Here is an 18825-nt window from a genome sequence, read left to right on the forward strand (position 1 = left end):
CCCTAAATGCTTTTTTATTCACATTTAGGGCTATTCAAACAAATAAAACCAATTATTATTTTCTTATAACAAAAATTGAGGTTACGCCAGCTTCTGACCTTACAGTCAAAGGTGTAGCGTCAGCAGATACTGTTGCTTTAGCAAAGCTCAAAACCTTTCCTCCTCCATTTAATCGCTCTGCCACATAAGTCGTATTGGTGACGTAATCATACCCCACATCTACTGGATTTCCTAATTGCGAATTAGGTCCATAAATTCTAATTTGGTTGCTCATAGCAATCGTTCCCATATTAGCTGTTGAAGCAAAAAGACTCATGAAGTTTTTAATGAACACCAATCCTCCATCAGAATCAGATGCTGCACTACCTACATCAGTAAGAATCATTAAATCATCCTTGGCTGAATACGTAATTCCGTGAGTACGAATAATTCCTTCTATAGTCACTCGTTTAGTAGCTGTTACAGCTCCAGAAGCATTGCCCATAAAATTTTTAAACTGAACAATATCGCCAGTTAAATCTACAACCGCATACAAATCGTTTCCTTCCATGTGAATTCCCCATAATTTAAAATTAGTAGTATAGGAATTCAAAAGGGTAAAACCAGTCGATGTTTTTTGGTAAACCAATAATTTATTAACCAAGCCATTTGAAGCCAACTGATCCTGTGCCACTACAATTTTATCTCCTGAAACAGCAGTTTCTCTCGCATTTGTAAAATCAAGATTGGAACCACTCAATGATAATGTTAACGATGTTGAACCTGAAGAAGCTGCAGTTTTTACCCCTGAATAAGATTCTAGCCTGTTATTGGTTCGTGAAGCTACAATAATATTATCAGCACTTGGATCATACGAAATACCTTCTGCATCTAAAGACGAAATTGTAAAAGAAGAAACCATAGCAGATGGTTCTAATAAATTGATATAAGTTACTTTACCAGAAGTATTACTTGAAGTAACCATTGTCAGTTCGGGATTACTCATTGAATTATCATCATTAGAACATGATGTCATTGCCAAAGCTATAATAGCACAAGAGATAAATAAATTTTTCATAACTATAAGTTTTAAATGTTACCCTATTTACGATAAAACAAATCCCTTGGTTTTAGAAAATCAATATTTTTTTAAAATTATTTTTTGTAAGTATAATTGACAGGTATTTTTAGTTTTAATATCTGGTTTTTCAGAATATAAAAGCTATTTTTGAAAAAAAGCCATTCATGATTAAACGATTACTTAGCTATTTCTACCCTATAAAAATTTATAGCCAAAAATCGGCTTTGAGCCAATCTATAGAAATTACCTGGGCTAATGGTGATTTAGTTATGGATTCCCAAAACACTAATTATTCATACGGAAGTTTACAACGCATTTTGAAGCTAGGTTTGAAAAATATTGGCTTCGCCAAAATTAAAAAGATGGAATCCATTTTAATACTTGGTGTTGCCGGAGGAAGTGTCATCAAAACTTTAATCGATGACATTCATTTTACAGGAAAAATTACAGGAGTTGAAATTGATGCCGAAATTATAAAAATAGCAAATCAATATTTTAAATTGGATAAAATTCCGCAACTCAACATAGTAATTGATGATGCTTTTGAATTTGTTTTGAAAACCAAAGAAAATTACGATTTAATTATTGTTGATATTTTTCAGGATACCAAAATGCCTAATTTTTTATTTGAAACTTTTTTTATCGACAGAATTTGCTTTTTATTAAAAAATAAAGGTTTCATACTTTTTAATACGATGCTTTTAAATAAAAAAGAAAATCTTCGAAATTATAAATTGATCAGCGAATTCAAAAAAGAGAATTTCACAATCAAATCAATTCCAAGAGTCGAAAAACACAATGAATTAATTGTTATCGAAAAACTGGTCTAAGAATTACACAATCTTTCTGGCTTTTTCCAAATCTTCTTTAGTATCGATACCAATTCCCGCATGAGTAGTTTCGACCATTTTGATTTGTTTGCCAAATTCCAAATAACGCAATTGTTCCAATTTCTCAGAAGCTTCCAAAGATTTCATTGGTAAATGATAAAAATCCAATAAGGCTTGTTTTCTAAAAGCATACACCCCGATGTGTTTCATATAACGCACACCTACATTTTGCTCTCTTGGATACGGAATTACCGAACGTGAAAAATACAAGGCAAAATTATTCTGATTCACCACCACTTTCACATTGTTAGGATTATTGATTTCTTCCTCGTCTTTGATTTCATACATTAACGAAGCCAAATCGACTTTTTTATCCAAATCATTCTTGAAAACTTCAATTACCTCTTTTAAAGGTTCGGCATTGATGAAAGGTTCGTCTCCCTGAACATTGATAACAATATCCACATCCAGATTTTCTACCGCTTCAGCAATTCGGTCACTCCCCGATTCATGTTCCTTGATACTCATAATGGCTTTTCCGCCATGAGTAACAATTTCGTCAAAAATTAAATTGGAATCCGTAACTACAAAAACATCATCAAACAACTTTGTGTTTACTGCGGCTTGATACGTTCTTAAAATGACTGTTTTTCCTCCAAGATCCTGCATTAATTTGGCGTGAAATCTTGTTGAGGCGTAACGGGCGGGAATGACTGCTATTATTTTCATGTTATGACTGTTTGCCACAAAGGCACTAAGGCGCAAAGATATATTTTTTATTTTTTGTTGATTCAAAAAATAAAAATCGAATCACAAATAAATATATTAATTCTTATAATATCCTAAATAAGGTAGATTTACTTCAATAATTTTATTAAGAAAAATTTATTTTTTCCCAATACCATATGTGTTTTTCAACCAAATACCAATTCTCTTATTTTCAATATTTTTAAAAACATTATCCATACCTCGGACTATTATATATAGACCACCTCCTAATTTTACATAAACTTCTATATCTAAAACTCTTGATTGATTATTCATATTTTCAAATAATGAAATTATTGTTAGTAAACCAACAATAATCTCTAAAATACCATAACCCAATCTATAATTTTCTCTATATAAAAATAGGAGAAATCCAAATAACAAAGAAATTCCGACGAGGCTAATAGTAGAAATATTATTTTTAAGATATTGAAGGTTTTGAACATTTTCAAGAAAAAAACAAAAAGTACTAAAAAAACCTAAAAAATAAAAAATAGGACGAATCTGATTTATCAATTTGAGTGAATTTTTCACTTGTCTTTCTAATTTTTCAATATTTTTTTTATAATCTATATCATCCATTTTTTTATTTTTTTTATTTAAAAACAAAACAACTTTACACAATCTTCACCGAAGTCATACTCAAAGAACCTCCTAGTAATTTGTCATTAAACAAACTCAGTTCTTCTTGTTTTTCTTTTAGTCCCAAAGTATAAATCAAAGGCAAATAATGTTCCGGTGTAGGAATGGCAAGTTGCAAAGCTTGTCCATGTTTTTCATAATCAATCAGGGCTTGGAAATTACCGTCTAATAAATAAGAATTCACTTTTTCCCTGGCTTCTATGGCCCAATCAAAACCATAATTGTCTATGTCCATATTATAAAAATCAACCAAGCGTAAATTGTGTACAATATTTCCACTACCTATAATAAGGATGCCTTTATGTCGCAAAGCACTTAATTTTTGTGCCAACTCAAAATGGTATTGTGGCGATTTTGAATAATCAATACTCAACTGAATCACCGGAACATTCGCTTCGGGATACAAATGTTTAATTACACTCCAGGCACCGTGATCCAAACCCCATTCGTGATCGAGTTCTACTTCGGTTGGCAATAATAATTCTTTGGTAGCAATGGCTAAATCGGGATTACCTTGGGCAGGATATTGTACCGCAAACAATTCTTTAGGAAAACCACCAAAGTCGTGAATGGTTCTTGGCATTTCCATCGCGGTGACTTTAGTTCCTTTGGTAAACCAATGTGCTGAAATACACAAAATGGCATTTGGCTGCGGCAACGTTTTAGCCATATTTCTAAAACCCGCCACAAACTGATTTTCTTCAATCGCATTCATCGGGCTTCCATGTCCTAAAAATAACACCGGCATTTTTTCGGTATTCGAAAAAGTGCTTGAAATTTTATGTAGGTCGTTTAGTGTGTTCATGACTCCTTAATTATTATAGGTATTAAATATAAACATCTTTTTCTTCTTAAAATTTATTTTATAAAAAAACGGACTTTCCTAGTCCGTTTTTAAATTTAAGTTTGTCCTTATATATTATAGGTATACTTGTTTTAAAAAATCACTTAGACTTGCTGGTTTTCTACCTAATAATTTTTCTAAATCACTCGATTCGGTATGGAACTCTCCTTGTTTTATGGCTTCCCCAAAACCTACAAACATTCCGATGTATTCTCCGGGAACACCCGCATTTTTCAAAACATCTGAATATACTTCAGCACTTGGACTGGCATAATTCACCGTTGAATTGGTAATTTCACTCAAGGCATCCGCTACGTTTTTCATCGAATAATTTTCTACATTATTCATGGCGTATTCTTTATTTTCGTGTTCACCAGAAATCAATACATTGGCAGCTGCTTCGGCTAAATCATTTCTCGAAACATAAGCGGCCTGACCTTCTCCTGCAGGAAAAAAGATTCCCTGTTCCAGTACTTTTTCTCCTAAAAACATCGGCAGTACATCCAAATATAAATTATTTCTAAAAATAGTATAATTGATTCCACTTGCTTTGATAGCATTGTCTGTATCAATATGCGATTGGGCTAAAAATGCAATCGGAGAAGTTTCAGTCTCATTCTTACGTTCAAAACTCGTATATAAAATATGTTTGACTCCAGCTTCTTTTGCCGCTTTAACCGCATTCAATTGTTGCTTGCTTCGGTTAACCAAATCAGTTCCTGAAACCAACAACAATTTATCTATCCCCTGAAATGCTGCCAGCAAAGAATCGTAATTATCATAATCCCCTATTCTCAGGTTAATTCCTTTTTGCTTTAAGTCAGATGCTTTTGCTTCATCTCTAACCAAAGCCGAAATATCAGCCGCAGCAATTCCTTTATTCAATAAAAAATCGATTGTTAATCTTCCGAAATTTCCCGTAGCCCCAGTAACTAAAATTTTTGCACTCATTATTTTTAAGATTTTATGATTAATTATTATTCAAAGTTAACTACATTTGCTATACAAAATATACTAAAGTACTAAAATATATCGATATACTTTTGTATAGTGACAACAAAATCAACAGATTATGAAAAGCACAATCAGTTTCAAAGAAGCCAAAGCATGCCCGATTCAGTTTGTATTAGCCGTTAATGATACTTTAAATGTAATTAGTGGTAAATGGAAGTTACCTATTATAGGTTCGTTATTATTTGAGAAAAGACGTTTTACAGATATTCAACGAAATATCCCGAAAATCACTCCCCGGATGTTATCCAAAGAATTGAAAGATTTAGAAATAAATGGAATGGTCAAACGTACCGTTTATGACACCACTCCAATTATGGTTGAATACGAGTTGACCGAATCAGGAAAATTATTGAGTGATGTATTGGACAAAATGCTGGAATGGGGTTTGCAACATAGAGAAGCAACGATTGCTAAAAATTAATCGACAAAACTTTCGTCTTTAAATCCTATCAGATATAATTTATTTTTGGCACGGGTCATGGCGGTGTACAACCAGCGGATGTAATCCCGGTCAATTCCGTTAGGCAAATAAGGTTGTTCAATAAAAACCGTGTTCCACTGCCCACCTTGCGATTTGTGACAAGTGATGGCATAAGAAAATTTTACCTGAAGTCCGTTGAAATATTCGTTGGCTTTTACTTTTTGGAATTGCTTGAATTTGGTTTCACCTTCGTAATCTTTTAAGACTTCCTGATACAATCGGTTTGATTCTTCGTAGGTCAATGATGGCGATTCACTTTTTATCGTATCCAACAACAAAACAGTTTCAAACGGAATCTGATTGGGATAATCAACCATTCGAATTTTTACTTTGGCAAACTTAAATCCGTACAATTCGACAATTTTAAAAATCTCTAAAATTTCGATAATATCACCATTGGCAATAAAACCGGCTTCATCAGATTCTTTCAACCAAAAATAGTTGTTCTTAACCACCATCAAAAAATCTCCCGTAGACAATTCACTTTCTTTATCCAATATTTTAGATCTGATTTGCTCATTATATTGATTCGCCCTTTTATTCGAACGAACAATAAAGGCGGTATCTTCGATACTATAATTACTGTAAGCCGAATTGATTGCATCTTGAATATCATATCCATCTACCAAACGAACAATATCTTTGAATTTTCGAACATTAAACTGAAAATCGGTAATGAAGGAATCTTTCAATAATTCCCGAAGTTCAGTAGCATTATGCAAAATTCCGGAACTTTCTTCCTGACGCATGACTTCGTCGAGTTCAATATAATCTACTTCCTTATTATAGTTCATACTTAATGTACGAATGTCTAATGCGGGACTGATATCTAAATTTACAGGAGGCAACTGGGCGGTATCTCCCAAAAGAATCATCTTACAATTGGTTCCTGAATACACATACGAAATCAAATCGTCAAGCAAGGAACCATTGGCATACATCTTTGAATCGGAATCCACATCTGAAATCATCGAAGCTTCATCGACTATAAAAACAGTATTTTTATGTTTATTCTGTTGCAATGTAAAAGACAGGCCACCACCCGAATTTTTCTTAGGAAAATAAATTTTCTTATGAATGGTAAAAGCAGGTTTGTTCGAATAATTAGCAATTACTTTAGCTGCACGACCTGTTGGAGCCAACAAAACATATTTTTTATTAATCTCTAAAAGGTTATTTACAATTGTTGAAATGACTGTAGTTTTCCCGGTTCCAGCATATCCTTTCAAAACAAAAATGCTGTCATTAGTTGTTTCTGTCAAAAAGATGGCAATCTTCTGAAAAAAAATATCCTGATTGTAAGTGGGAGAAAACGGGAATTTCTTTTTTAAAAGACTGTAAAACTGGGAGGAAATCATGTATTGTATTTTAACTTCAAAGATAGTTTTTTAGCACGCAGATTTAGCAGATTTTTACAGATAAATGTTTCTAAACTGAAAATACTTTTTAAACCATATAAGTCATTTAAGTTTTTTGAAATATTACAAAAAGAAAAGCTAAAAGCATAAAGTAAATATAAGTTTTTCTAATTTGTGTAATTTGTGGTTATAAAAAACTTAGCGAATCTTTGCGATTCCTTCGAGACTCTTTGTGGTAAAATTTTCGGCAACTACATTATATTGAAATTGATTTTTGACATTGTTATTGCTATTTAAATTTGTAAGTTTGCCATTCAGAAAAAATCTTCATTAATGGACATTACCGAAAAGAAATATAAAAAACTCTCCATTCAGGTTTCCTTGACCGGACTTTCTTTTTGCTGTTTTGACACTCTTAACAATACCGTTTCTTCATTCAAGGAAATCCATTTTGACCATTTTGACAAAAATTTAAAAATAGAAGATTTGTTTGCGAATGCTTTTGCAGAACATCCTGAACTGAATGAACAATATGATGACGTTATTGTCATTCACAACAACAATCTATCAACTTTTGTTCCGGCTCCACTTTTTGACGAAAATTATCTGGGAAGCTATTTGCAATACAATACTAAAGTTTTTGAAACTGATTTTTTTGCTTTCGACGAAATCAGCAATTACGAAATCAATGCCGTTTATATTCCGTATGTGAATATGAATAATTTCTTCATAGACAAATTTGGTTCTTTCGAATACAAACATGCTAACAGTATTTTGGTCACTAAATTATTAGATGCTTCTAAAAATGTTGACACTAAAAAAATGATGGTTCATTTTAGTTCCACTCATTTTGAAATTGTAGTGATTCAAAATCAAAAGTTGTTACTTTTTAATTCTTTTGAATACCAAACTCCCGAAGATTTTATTTATTACATTTTGTTCACTGCCGAACAACTGAATCTAAATCCAGAAAATTTTCCTTTGGAATTAATTGGGAACATTACTACCGAAAGTCCTTTTTTTAAAATGGCTTACAAATACATCCGTAATGTTTCACTACTTGATGTGGAAGATTTACGATGGAACAATTATTTTTCTGAGGCCGAAAACAGAAATCATTTTATACTTTTCAACTCATGAGAATCATTTCAGGAAAATACAAAGGAAGACGCATTAGCCCACCAAAAGGTTTACCTGTTCGACCTACAACCGATATGTCCAAAGAAGCTTTGTTCAATGTTTTAAACAATCATTTTAGTTTTGACAGTTTAAAAGTGTTGGACTTATTTGCCGGAACTGGAAATATCAGTTACGAATTTGCTTCTCGCGGAAGTTCACCTATTACTTCTGTTGATGGCGATTTTGGTTGTGTAAAGTTTATCAAACAAACGGCTACCGAATATGATTTTCCTATTGCTGCGACCAAAAGTGATGTCTTTAAATTTCTCGAAAAATGCAATGCTTCGTTTGATATTGTTTTTGCCGATCCTCCTTATGGATTAGACCAGGCTACTTTTGAAAAAGTGGTGTTACTTGTTTTCGAAAGAAACATTCTTAACCAGGATGGAATGATGGTTATTGAACATTCTAAATATACTAAGTTAGACCACTTGCCTAATTTCTCTTTTCAAAAAAGTTATGGCGGTTCGATTTTTAGTTTTTTCGAATTTGAATCGGAACAAGAATTAGAAGGTGATTCTTTAGAAAATGATGGCGAAGAAGAATAATTAAGAATTCAAACCTGAAGATAGTTTATCAAAAACCAACTGATAGGTTGGCGTCTCCACTTCATATTTTGCTCCTTCTTTAATTACAAATTCAGTTAAAGAAACTAATTCTGATTTATGTCCAGCTAAAATATCGCGGTGCATTGACGAAGTAGCATCTTGAGGTGATTTTTGTAATTTTTGAATGGTTTGCAAAATAATGTCATTCGGAATAGCCAAACCTTTTACGGCAGCTACCAAAGTAATTTCATTTAGTAAAGCAACATAGAATTTTCTATTCGATTCCGAATTGACAATTTCACCAATATTTTGATTGAGATAAGAAGTCGCCGAAGCCAAAGGGGATATAAAAATGAATTTCTCCCAAACAGTTTCCTCAATAGTATCCGATAAATGACTTTGAATTCCCGCATTTTCAAAAATAGATTGCAGTGCATTCAATTTAGAAAGTGGAGCCGTCATAGAACCAAAGAATAATTTTTCAAAATGTCCTAACTTTCTAATTACACCCGGAGATTTTATATAGGAAACAATATAAGCACAACCTTGTAAAACTTCGTTATCCGAAAAAAGGGTCTGAATGCGTTCGGGAGCATCTACACCATTATATAAAGGTAGAATGACAGTACTTTTTTTGATACATTTTTGGATAGAAAGCAAACTTTCTTCGATATCATAGGTTTTGGTTGCACAAATGAGATAATCTAATTTACCAATAACTTCAGGATCATTAGAAACTAATTTTGGAAAAGCAACAAATTCACTTTCATCTGAAATGACTTTTAATCCATTTGCAGCAATTGCTTTTTGAGTTTCTGCACGAGCAATAAATACAATCTCGATTGATTCAGATTCAGCATAGGCTTTAGCTAAAAGTCCGCCGAAATAACCACCTACTCCACCCAATCCTAAAATTCCAATTCTTATTTGCATAATACAATATCAATTAAAAAAATAACCATTAAGAAATTTAGAAAATTAAGCCTTTTGACTTAATGAAACTTAATTTCTTAATGGTTTTATTTTTGTTTTAAATAAAAAACAGACCTATAAGCCGGATTCTGTATTCGCCGAGGCGAACCCTTATCATTTATCTAGCCTTGTTGTTACCAACAAGATCAAGCTACCTACCCTTCAGCAACGGACGAGAAATCCTTTTTATCCCGATAGCTATCGGGAGCTGATATACTTGGTATTTCACCGCATAGAGTTTACCTGGTTTCACTACAGCATTACCTGTACATACTTTCTGTTGCACTTGTCCTATCTCGTCCCGAAAGACGAAATGACGGGTGTTACCCGCTATGCTTCTCTGTGGTGTCCGGACTTTCCTCTCTCCGCCAAGGCGAACAGCGATAAGGCGGTCTGTGCGGCAAAAGTACAATAATTAAACCATGGTAACAAGTCTGGCAAAACTACTTTAACAAGCATTTTGCAACACATTAAAAATAAAATGGTTATATTTAAGTATGTTTTAACCTTTAAAATATTTAACATCATGGACACTATATATCACTACGATTCAGTTTCAAAAGCCTTGGACGAATTGAACGAAAATGGATTTAATTACGATTTCAATCAACATGAAGATGATATTCTGAAAAATCCCGACAATTATGAAATCAGACATATCTATCGTTATGAAGGAGAATCCAATCCTGACGACGAAGCGATTGTTTTTGGTATCCAATCAAAGTCAGGAAAAAAAGGAGTTTATGTGGCCGGATTTGCTGCCAATTCGATAAACGAAACCGCTCAACTTTTATTAAACATCAGTATAAAAGCCCGAAGAAAATAGAAAAACGAATCTATTCTTTTTATTTGGAATTCGGAATTTGGTTTTTGGTTTTTCAAATCCTATATTTGCTTTCGAATTACAATTTCTATGGAACAATTTATAGTATCAGCCCGTAAATACCGCCCACAAACATTTAATGATGTTGTAGGACAAAAGGCAATTACTAATACATTGCTCAACGCCATAGATAACAACCATTTAGCTTCGGCACTCTTATTTACAGGACCACGTGGTGTTGGAAAAACTACTTGTGCCAGAATTCTGGCTCGAAAAATCAATCAGCCTGGTTATGATGATCCTAACGAAGACTTTGCTTTTAATGTTTTCGAATTAGATGCTGCATCAAACAACTCTGTTGACGATATTCGTAATTTAATTGACCAGGTTCGTATTCCGCCACAAACCGGAAAATACAAAGTCTATATTATAGATGAGGTACACATGTTGTCATCGGCAGCTTTTAATGCTTTTTTGAAAACATTAGAAGAACCACCAAAACATGCCATTTTTATTTTGGCTACGACCGAAAAACACAAAATCATTCCAACGATTTTATCGCGTTGTCAAATATTTGATTTCAAAAGAATTACCGTAAAAGATGCTAAAGAACATTTAGCCGAAGTAGCACAAAGTCAAGGGATTGTTTTTGAAGATGATGCTTTACACATTATTGCTCAAAAAGCTGATGGTGCTATGCGTGATGCTTTGTCTATTTTTGACAGAGTGGTTTCTTATTGTGGAAGCAATTTGACCCGTCAGGCCGTTACCGAAAACCTGAATGTTCTGGATTATGAAACTTACATTAGTGTAACCGATTTAATCTTAGAGAATAAAATTCCTGATTTATTGATGGCTTTCAATGATATTCTTTCAAAAGGATTCGATGCGCATCATTTTGTAGCCGGATTAGCTTCACACTTTAGAGATTTATTGGTAAGCAAAACACCTTCCACCTTAAGCTTATTAGAAGCGGGTGAACAGGCTCAAAAAATGTATGGCGTTCAGGCTCAAAAATGCTCTCAGGAATTTCTTTTACAAGGAATTGCAATTGCCAATGAATGTGATTTAAAATACAAATTAAGTCAAAATCAGCGTTTACTTGTAGAACTTTGCCTGATGCAATTAGCCTCTATCACTTTTGATGGAGAAAAAAAAAAGCTGAGTCCTTTATAATTCCACCTACTTATTTTAGAAGAAATGATTATTCAATAGTAGATCAATCTAAAGCTATAGAAAAAGCAGTTTCTGCTCCTGCAATTCCTCAAAAAGAAGTTGCAACTGAAACTCCAGCTGCTGTAATTCCTAAAAAAACTGAACCAACAGGACCACAATTTTCTGCATTATCATTATCCAGTATTCGTGCCAAAAAAGCATTAGAAGACAACAAAAAAGTTGTAGTAAGAGAAACCGTTGATTTGCCAACTGAAGCTTTTACGGAAACAGAAATGCTTCTGCAATGGACAAATTACGCTAAAAGACTAGGTGACAAAGGTTTCAGAATTATGGAATCTTTATTACTTATTAACGATCCTGTTTTAAACGGAACAACCATTAACATCGAATTACCAAATGAAGGTTCCAAATTGGATTTCGAGAAAGAAATGAATGCTCTTTTAGGACATCTTAGAGGACATCTTCACAATCATAATATCAATATTGAAGTGATTGTAAACGAAAATGTGTCCATTAAAAAAGCTTTAAACGATCAGGACAGATACAATCGTTTACATGAAATTAATCCAAATATTGATCTGTTAAGAACAACATTTGGATTAGATTTAAATGCTTAATTTTTCAGTTTTTTTCCCTATCTAAAATCTTGCTTTCTATTCGGGTGTCTGGAATTAACCACATTAAGGCAACTGTTAAATAAATTGCCAATGAAATCCATTGATAGAAAAAGGAGAAAATAATAGCCACAAGATACAACCCCTGAGATAATTTCCCTTTTGAATCTTTACCAACAGCCTTTGCTAAAAAAGATTTTTCTCCATCATAACATATAATCGAGTTTTGTAAAACCACAAATGCAATTGCCGACATAAAAAGTACAATTCCATAAACTGTTACAGTAGCTTTCGCAAAATCATGCTCACCCATCCAGGCAGTAGAAGCCGGAATTAAAGACAACCAAAAGAGCAAATGAAGATTTGCCCATAGAATTCTTCCATTGACTCTTGTAGCACTATGTAATAAATGATGGTGATTGTTCCAATAGATTCCCACATAAATAAAACTCAATACATAACTGATAAATACCGGAAAAAGGGTTAGCAAATCGGTAAAATGTTCTCCTTCTGGAACTTTTAATTCTAAAACCATAATGGTAATGATGATGGCTAAAACCCCATCACTAAAGGCTTCTAATCTAGTTTTATTCATAAATTAATTATATTTTACCAAAATACATGGCCTTAACAATACCATCTGAAAGTCCAATTTTAGGAACATAGATGTTTCTGGCTCCACTCCATTTCATCGCATTAAGATAAATACGAACAGCAGGAATAATTACGTCGGCACGATCAGGATTCAAACCTAATTCAGAAATTCTTTGATTGTATGTTAACGAATTTAAAAATGCATATTGGGAATTGATATACAAATAAGACAATGGCTTATCCTGCATTTTTCCGGACATTTTAAATAATTTATTGATATTTCCTCCCGAACCTATTAAGGAAACTTCGTCAAAATCGGTAGTATTGATTTTAATCCACTTTTCAATTTCTTCCCATACCACATCGCAAACCATTTCATTCAATAAACGAACGGTGCCTACTTTGAACGATCTTGAGTTTACTATTTTACCATCAGAAAACAAGGTAAATTCAGTACTACCACCACCTACATCTACAAATAAATAGGTTTTATCCGTTTTTAACAAATGATGTAAATCAGTCGATGCTATGATGGCAGCTTCTTTTTTACCATCTATAATTTCAATTTTTATATCGGCTTTTTTCTTAATTAGTGCTACTACTTCTTTACCGTTATAAGCCTCACGCATGGCCGAAGTTGCAAAAGCTTTGTATGATTCCACTTTGTGTACCTTCATCAAAAGATTAAACGCTTTCATCGCATCAACCATTCGATCTGAATTTTCAGCCGAAATTTCTCCTACGGTAAAGGCATCCTGACCTAAACGGATTGGCACACGTACCAGAGCACTTTTATTAAATTGGGTTTCTTTTCCTTCTTGCTCAACAATATTGACAACTAATAAACGCATGGCATTAGATCCAATATCGATGGCGGCGTATTTTTTAATTTTAATCATTATTCCTTAATATATATTTTTATCGTTTTGTTTAAAGAATAATTTCTTCTAACAACCCCACTTTTCTTTGATAATACTTGTAAGTTTCAATTTGTGCCCTAAATATATTTTTCCCGTCATTGCTACGGTATAGGTTATCCAATTTATAAGAATGAAAACGTGCTTTTACGTTTCCTTTCCACGCTATATCAAAGTTATCAATCAATTCGTTTTTAATATCCTGATCATATATAGGACAGGTTACTTCGACTCTTCCGTCTAGATTTCGAGTCATAAAATCGGCTGAAGAAATATAAACTTCGGTTTGACCACCATTTCCAAAAATATAAATACGCGAATGTTCCAGGTAATTATCAACAATACTTATGGCTTCAATATTTTCGCTCATCCCTTTTATTCCCGGAATCAAAGAACAAATTCCTCTGACTTCCAATTGGATTTTAACCCCAGCATTGCTGGCTTCATACAATTTATCTATCATATGAAAATCAGACAAACTATTCATTTTTAATTTCATATAAGCAACCCGACCTGCAAGCGCATGAGAAATTTCCCTGTCAATAAATTTGTAAAATCTGGAACGTGTGTAATGAGGTGAAACAATCAAATGTTTGTATCGATGCGACCTATAATTGATATTAAAAAAGTCGAAAATTTTTGAAATATCCTTCAGAATTTGTTGATGCGCAGTAAAAAGGGTCACATCAGTATAAATTTTGGCGGTAGCTTCATTGAAATTTCCTGTGGAAATAAAACCATAACGTCTTGTTTTTCCGTTTTCATTTCTTTCGATTACACATATCTTACTGTGTACTTTTAATCCTTTGATACCAAAAATAAGATCAATTCCTTCAGTTTGCATTTGTTCAGCATACGAAATATTAGAAGCTTCATCAAATCGGGCTTGCAATTCTATTTGAACCGTTACTTGTTTTCCATTTTTGGCAGCATTGATTAATGAGCTAATGATTTGAGAATTTTTAGCTAATCGGTATAAGGTTATTTTTATTGAAGTCACTTTTGGGTCCAAAGCAGCCTCTCTTAAAAATTTAGTTAGATAAGAAAACGACTGATAAGGAGCATGTAAAAGGTAATCTTTTTTATTGATTTTTTCTAAAAGACTACCTTCCTGATTAAGTCCTGGTATAGGTAATGGTATGTTTTTTTTGTAAAGTAAATCATATCTTCCCAAGTTTGGAAACTCCATATAATCTCTCCTGTTATGGTATCTTCCTCCCGGAATTATACTATCAGTAGAAACAATTTTCATTTTATCCAAGAAAAACTGCAAAGTATCTTCTTCAATTAATTGGTCATAAATAAAACGTACCGGCTCACCTATTCGTCTCTCTTTTACACTGGTAGATATTTTTTCAAGCATACTTTTGCTCATATCACTATCAATATCTAATTGAGCATCTCTACTAATTTTAATCATGTGAGCAGCAATACTTTCACAATCAAAAATATTGAAGATACTTTTTAAATTGTGTCGAATTACATCATCAATAAGAATCACATAATTCTTATTATCATAAGATGGTAAAACAACAAAACGATTGATTGTTTTGGGAATTTCTATTATAGCATAATGAACAGCCGCATTTTTTTTCATTACTAATTTCACGGCCAGATAACCAATATTGTCTTTCAACAAAGGGAATTCGGCTAAATCATTTAAGATAATAGTAACTAGTTCAGGACTTAAAGTCTGAATAAAGAAATCTTTTAAGAAAATTTCCTGTTCAGTCGAAATCTCATTTTCGTTAATAATAAAGATATTTTCAGTTTGCAGTTTAGATTCAATATCTCTAAGAATGGCTAAACTTTCGGTCTGATGCTTTATTACTATTTCGGTAATATCTTTTACCAATTGTTGTGCCGATATCCCTCCTAATATTTTTTCTCCTGTTTTACCTGACAGGCTCAATCTACGAACAGCTGCAAATCGAACTCTAAAAAACTCATCTAAATTATTGGAGAAAATCCCTAAAAATCGTAATCTATCTAATAATGGTACCGAATCGTCGGCGGCTTCTTGAAGTACTCTGGCGTTAAATGCTAACCAACTTTTCTCTCTATCAATATACTTTTGATCAAACATTTTTTATTTTAAATCTTTTGGAATTATTATTTTTTTGGTTTTTCCTTTATTTATTTCTCCCCAATTATCAGTTTCAAATTGTAACGAAACAAAACCACTTGTAGGAACATTATCAATAAATACGTCACCAAATTTATTAACAAAATTTGTAATGGCAGCATTATGTCCAAAAAGAATTACACTGTCAAATGTATTAGCACATGATTTAACAACAGTTTCCAATTGCCTTTCATCAAAAGTGTACAAATCGTCTTTATAAACGATATTCTCTATTGGATATAAAATATTTTGTGCAAAAATAACTGCTGTATCCGAGGCTCTTTTGGCTGGACTACTCCATATGATATATTTTTTAGGAATGTGTTTGTGAATATTTAAGGAGACTAAATGGGCATCTTGCAACCCACGTTGATCTAAAGGTCTATCAATATCTTTTAATGGCATATCCCAATTCGATTTTGCATGCCTGATTAATACTAAATTTTTCATGGAAAACGAATTTAAGTGAAATTAAATCTAAAACTGAAATCGAACTTACAATTTACAAAAGAAAAGCGAAAGATTCTGATTTTATTTTTTCCTTTTTTACTTCTATACCTTTTTCTTATTTCCTGCAAGATAAATATCAATACTTTTTTATCAGAATTCAAATTCATCTAAATTTTATAACAATATTTCTTATGTTAAAAAAAAGTAATTAAAAACCTATAAAAATGCATTTTATCTGATTTTTTATACACTTTGTCGATATTTTTTTTGGTAGATTAAAAAAAACAATCTAAGTTTGATTAAGATTTTAACATATATTTATAATAATTGAATCAAAAAAATAATTTTATCAAATCAACCTACTAATTCATAGTTCAAATTAAAATATAAAATCAAGTTCATTGTAATTTCAAAAAAGCTTTGTTAACTCATGAAATTGTTGGCAAAAAAGTCTTTTAACGAGTTTTTTGGTTGTTGGTAGAGAAAAAACAACATATCGAAATATTTGTCTGTATTTTCGCCAAAAATTAAATTTGGCTAATTCAGCTTTATCAGAACTAAAAACTCAGCCCCAAAAAAAGCATCATTTAATCTCACAATTAAGCTTAAATAATGCCTATCATAAATTAAAAATTAATTGTATGAAAACAAAATTACTTTTTTTATTTACCTTCTTTTTGTTTGTTGGTAATATTTATTCTCAATTTAGTAGCGATTACCCCGATTTAAGACTGGATGGCTTTAACTGTACAGCAAATAATGTATCTGTAGAAAACGTATATCTAAGTGCAGAAGTTAACGGAATTCCTCTCGAAAATTTTGTACCAACCTGTACTCCAGGAGTAGACAAATACAATGTTACCATCTGGATGAATTACACACAAAATCAAGCAAATGACGTTAGTACAACCCGATTATTTGCAACTTTATCAATTGGAGGAGTATCTACCGAAATTAATAAATATATTGGGACTTTACCTTCTACTAAAAACAAACCTGCAGGTAAGATACAAATAACCACTATTCCTATCGAATGGACTTGTGGACAATCTCTATCTTTCACTAATATTTTAGTTGTATGGGAAGCTAAAAACATAGTAGACGGAACAACTCCTTATACGGCCAGTAACTACACTAAGTCCCAATGTGAATTTGGTCAATCTACTATTTTTGGAGCACCATTAGCTGTTCAGTTTACCTACAAAGCTTGTAAAGTAGGAATTAATAATACAGTAAACTTCACATCTACAACAAATGGTGGGACTGCTCCATATACTTATGCTTGGGATTTCGATAATAATGGCATTACAGATTCTAGTTTAGCCAATCCAACATATATTTACACTACATCGAATAACACAGCTAAATTAAAAGTTACTGATTTTAAAGGAGTCTCAAATACATATTCAGTAATCATCAATACTCCTTTAGAACTTACTCTAACAGGATCCTCCACAAATACTTCTTGCAATGGCGGAAATACAGGTTCTGTTTCTGTCACGGCTACAGGTGGAACTGGAACATATACCTACTCTTGGAAGAATGCATCAAATACAGTTGTAGGAACTACTTCTACAGTTAGCAACTTAGCTGCCGGAACATATACTGTTACAGTTACCGATACTAATTCATGTACTTCTACTACCAATGTAATTGTTTCGCCATCAAGCATACCGACTGCCCCAACTTCTGGTGGCAATCAAATCGTTTGTGCAACTTCACCTATTCAAACTCTTACTGCTACTGCTACATCTACCGGAACCATTACTTGGTATACTGATTCAACTGGTGGAACTGCGGTTGCAAACCCGACTCTTAATACGGTAGGAACCGTCACTTATTATGCTCAGGCTTCAAACGGAACTTGTTCAAGTACTACTAGAACGCCGGTTACTTTGACGATTAATCCATTACCAACGATAAACATTACAGGTACTTTAACGGCTTGTTTAACTACAACGTTAACTGCTAATACAAACGCTGTTTCTCCAAGTTATGTATGGTATAAAAACGATGCTATCATCAATGGTCAAACAACAAATACTCTAGTTGTTACTACCAACGGAGATTATAAAGTAAAGGTAAAAAATGGAATAACTTTATGTGAGCAGACATCTGCTCCTTCTACAGTTAGTGTTGAAGATAAGACTGCTCCTGTTAAACCTACTTTAGTTGATGTAACTATCAACGGATGTAGCGGAACTCCGGTAGCGCCAACCACTACTGATGCTTGTGCCGGAACAATCACTGGAACAACAACTACAGTATTCCCTATCTCAACTCAGGGGACAACGGTAGTAACATGGACTTTCAATGACGGTAATGGAAACACTGAAACAGCTACTCAAAATGTAATTGTTGACGATGTTACTAAACCGGCAAAACCAATTCTGGCTGATGTAAATGGTGAATGTTCGGCTACGGCGACAG

19 protein-coding genes and 1 other RNA gene are annotated in these 18825 nt (G+C 32.9%); 8 read left to right on the top strand and 12 right to left on the bottom strand.

Annotation, left to right across the window (positions count from 1 at the left end):
* Positions 1-55: 55 nt before the first annotated feature.
* Positions 56-1057, bottom strand: coding sequence for a hypothetical protein (locus EOD40_RS15565; RefSeq protein WP_128197097.1), 1002 nt, complete (start codon positions 1055-1057; stop codon positions 56-58).
* A gap of 167 nt (positions 1058-1224) precedes the next feature.
* Between EOD40_RS15565 and EOD40_RS15570 the strand changes: the two genes are divergently transcribed.
* On the top strand, positions 1225-1890 hold the full coding sequence (locus EOD40_RS15570) for a spermidine synthase (protein WP_128197099.1): 666 nt from the start codon (positions 1225-1227) through the stop codon (positions 1888-1890).
* Between the two features lie 3 nt (positions 1891-1893).
* On the opposite strand, the gene kdsB is transcribed toward EOD40_RS15570, so the two are convergent.
* The 4 genes from kdsB to EOD40_RS15590 all read right to left on the bottom strand — a co-directional run bounded on the left by kdsB (position 1894) and on the right by EOD40_RS15590 (position 5095).
* Positions 1894-2619, bottom strand: a complete 726-nt coding sequence (gene kdsB / locus EOD40_RS15575; RefSeq protein WP_128197101.1) for a 3-deoxy-manno-octulosonate cytidylyltransferase — start codon at positions 2617-2619, stop codon at positions 1894-1896.
* Positions 2620-2775: 156 nt separating this feature from the next.
* Positions 2776-3240, bottom strand: coding sequence for a hypothetical protein (locus tag EOD40_RS15580; RefSeq protein ID WP_128197103.1), 465 nt, complete (start codon positions 3238-3240; stop codon positions 2776-2778).
* 34 nt (positions 3241-3274) lie between these two features.
* Positions 3275-4105, bottom strand: coding sequence for a 4,5-DOPA-extradiol-dioxygenase (ygiD, locus tag EOD40_RS15585; protein ID WP_128197105.1), 831 nt, complete (start codon positions 4103-4105; stop codon positions 3275-3277).
* A gap of 114 nt (positions 4106-4219) precedes the next feature.
* Positions 4220-5095, bottom strand: coding sequence for an SDR family oxidoreductase (locus tag EOD40_RS15590; protein WP_128197106.1), 876 nt, complete (start codon positions 5093-5095; stop codon positions 4220-4222).
* 121 nt (positions 5096-5216) lie between these two features.
* Here EOD40_RS15590 and EOD40_RS15595 point away from each other — a divergent pair, with 121 nt between their 5' ends.
* Entirely contained in the window at positions 5217-5579 is a 363-nt protein-coding gene (locus EOD40_RS15595) for a winged helix-turn-helix transcriptional regulator (protein WP_128197108.1), read from the top strand.
* On the opposite strand, the gene EOD40_RS15600 is transcribed toward EOD40_RS15595, so the two are convergent.
* Positions 5576-6997: an ATP-dependent DNA helicase gene (locus tag EOD40_RS15600; protein ID WP_128197110.1), complete on the bottom strand. Its 1422-nt coding sequence runs from the start codon at positions 6995-6997 to the stop codon at positions 5576-5578. The two genes, EOD40_RS15595 and EOD40_RS15600, sit on opposite strands and share 4 nt — an antisense overlap.
* A 333-nt stretch (positions 6998-7330) precedes the next feature.
* Here EOD40_RS15600 and EOD40_RS15605 point away from each other — a divergent pair, with 333 nt between their 5' ends.
* Both EOD40_RS15605 and EOD40_RS15610 read left to right on the top strand, forming a co-directional pair.
* The gene (locus tag EOD40_RS15605; protein WP_128197111.1) at positions 7331-8137 is read left to right on the top strand and encodes a DUF3822 family protein; all 807 of its coding nucleotides are present in this window, start codon (positions 7331-7333) and stop codon (positions 8135-8137) included.
* Positions 8134-8724: an RsmD family RNA methyltransferase gene (locus EOD40_RS15610; RefSeq protein ID WP_128197113.1), complete on the top strand. Its 591-nt coding sequence runs from the start codon at positions 8134-8136 to the stop codon at positions 8722-8724. Before EOD40_RS15605 ends, EOD40_RS15610 begins: the two co-directional genes overlap by 4 nt.
* Here the strand turns inward: EOD40_RS15610 and EOD40_RS15615 are convergent, their stop codons facing one another.
* Complete coding sequence (locus EOD40_RS15615; RefSeq protein ID WP_128197115.1) at positions 8725-9657, bottom strand: ketopantoate reductase family protein; 933 nt, start codon at positions 9655-9657, stop codon at positions 8725-8727. It abuts the gene before it with no gap.
* A gap of 101 nt (positions 9658-9758) precedes the next feature.
* Positions 9759-10096, bottom strand: an RNA gene (gene rnpB, locus EOD40_RS15620) — RNase P RNA component class A.
* 126 nt (positions 10097-10222) lie between these two features.
* On the opposite strand from rnpB, the gene EOD40_RS15625 reads away from it, so the two are divergent.
* From EOD40_RS15625 to EOD40_RS15635, 3 genes are all read left to right on the top strand, one after another.
* Complete coding sequence (locus tag EOD40_RS15625; RefSeq protein ID WP_128197116.1) at positions 10223-10522, top strand: hypothetical protein; 300 nt, start codon at positions 10223-10225, stop codon at positions 10520-10522.
* 87 nt (positions 10523-10609) lie between these two features.
* Positions 10610-11695 (top strand): DNA polymerase III subunit gamma/tau, encoded by a 1086-nt coding sequence (dnaX, locus tag EOD40_RS15630; protein WP_128197118.1) that lies wholly within the window; start codon positions 10610-10612, stop codon positions 11693-11695.
* A 242-nt stretch (positions 11696-11937) separates the two neighbouring features.
* The gene (locus EOD40_RS15635) at positions 11938-12312 is read left to right on the top strand and encodes a DNA polymerase III (RefSeq protein ID WP_231129642.1); all 375 of its coding nucleotides are present in this window, start codon (positions 11938-11940) and stop codon (positions 12310-12312) included.
* Between the two features lie 4 nt (positions 12313-12316).
* Here the strand turns inward: EOD40_RS15635 and EOD40_RS15640 are convergent, their stop codons facing one another.
* From EOD40_RS15640 to EOD40_RS15655, 4 genes are read right to left on the bottom strand one after another with little or no spacing between them, the layout of a single operon-like run.
* The gene (locus EOD40_RS15640) at positions 12317-12904 is read right to left on the bottom strand and encodes a TMEM175 family protein (protein ID WP_128197120.1); all 588 of its coding nucleotides are present in this window, start codon (positions 12902-12904) and stop codon (positions 12317-12319) included.
* A 7-nt stretch (positions 12905-12911) separates the two neighbouring features.
* Entirely contained in the window at positions 12912-13802 is an 891-nt protein-coding gene (locus EOD40_RS15645) for a Ppx/GppA phosphatase family protein (protein ID WP_128197122.1), read from the bottom strand.
* 31 nt (positions 13803-13833) lie between these two features.
* Positions 13834-15906 (bottom strand): polyphosphate kinase 1, encoded by a 2073-nt coding sequence (ppk1, locus tag EOD40_RS15650; RefSeq protein ID WP_128197123.1) that lies wholly within the window; start codon positions 15904-15906, stop codon positions 13834-13836.
* A 3-nt stretch (positions 15907-15909) separates the two neighbouring features.
* Entirely contained in the window at positions 15910-16395 is a 486-nt protein-coding gene (locus tag EOD40_RS15655; RefSeq protein WP_128197125.1) for a SixA phosphatase family protein, read from the bottom strand.
* A gap of 641 nt (positions 16396-17036) precedes the next feature.
* Here EOD40_RS15655 and EOD40_RS15660 point away from each other — a divergent pair.
* Positions 17037-18825 (top strand): Ig-like domain-containing protein (locus tag EOD40_RS15660; protein ID WP_164905493.1); only part of this gene is annotated, 1789 nt, incomplete at its 3' end.

Origin of the sequence: Flavobacterium sufflavum, from assembly GCF_004016525.1 — a bacterium.
GTDB lineage: Bacteria > Bacteroidota > Bacteroidia > Flavobacteriales > Flavobacteriaceae > Flavobacterium > Flavobacterium sufflavum.

Bases quoted from the DNA above. Each gene is read 5' to 3' on its own strand.
- ygiD (WP_128197105.1), bottom strand. From the start codon at position 4,105: ATGAACACACTAAACGACCTACATAAAATTTCAAGCACTTTTTCGAAT.
- ppk1 (WP_128197123.1), bottom strand. From the start codon at position 15,906: ATGTTTGATCAAAAGTATATTGATAGAGAGAAAAGTTGGTTAGCATTT.
- EOD40_RS15615 (WP_128197115.1), bottom strand. From the start codon at position 9,657: ATGCAAATAAGAATTGGAATTTTAGGATTGGGTGGAGTAGGTGGTTAT.
- EOD40_RS15580 (WP_128197103.1), bottom strand. From the start codon at position 3,240: ATGGATGATATAGATTATAAAAAAAATATTGAAAAATTAGAAAGACAA.
- EOD40_RS15595 (WP_128197108.1), top strand. From the start codon at position 5,217: ATGAAAAGCACAATCAGTTTCAAAGAAGCCAAAGCATGCCCGATTCAG.
- EOD40_RS15565 (WP_128197097.1), bottom strand. From the start codon at position 1,057: ATGAAAAATTTATTTATCTCTTGTGCTATTATAGCTTTGGCAATGACA.
- EOD40_RS15610 (WP_128197113.1), top strand. From the start codon at position 8,134: ATGAGAATCATTTCAGGAAAATACAAAGGAAGACGCATTAGCCCACCA.
- EOD40_RS15645 (WP_128197122.1), bottom strand. From the start codon at position 13,802: ATGATTAAAATTAAAAAATACGCCGCCATCGATATTGGATCTAATGCC.
- EOD40_RS15605 (WP_128197111.1), top strand. From the start codon at position 7,331: ATGGACATTACCGAAAAGAAATATAAAAAACTCTCCATTCAGGTTTCC.
- EOD40_RS15570 (WP_128197099.1), top strand. From the start codon at position 1,225: ATGATTAAACGATTACTTAGCTATTTCTACCCTATAAAAATTTATAGC.
- EOD40_RS15625 (WP_128197116.1), top strand. From the start codon at position 10,223: ATGGACACTATATATCACTACGATTCAGTTTCAAAAGCCTTGGACGAA.
- EOD40_RS15600 (WP_128197110.1), bottom strand. From the start codon at position 6,997: ATGATTTCCTCCCAGTTTTACAGTCTTTTAAAAAAGAAATTCCCGTTT.
- EOD40_RS15640 (WP_128197120.1), bottom strand. From the start codon at position 12,904: ATGAATAAAACTAGATTAGAAGCCTTTAGTGATGGGGTTTTAGCCATC.
- kdsB (WP_128197101.1), bottom strand. From the start codon at position 2,619: ATGAAAATAATAGCAGTCATTCCCGCCCGTTACGCCTCAACAAGATTT.
- EOD40_RS15590 (WP_128197106.1), bottom strand. From the start codon at position 5,095: ATGAGTGCAAAAATTTTAGTTACTGGGGCTACGGGAAATTTCGGAAGA.
- EOD40_RS15655 (WP_128197125.1), bottom strand. From the start codon at position 16,395: ATGAAAAATTTAGTATTAATCAGGCATGCAAAATCGAATTGGGATATG.
- dnaX (WP_128197118.1), top strand. From the start codon at position 10,610: ATGGAACAATTTATAGTATCAGCCCGTAAATACCGCCCACAAACATTT.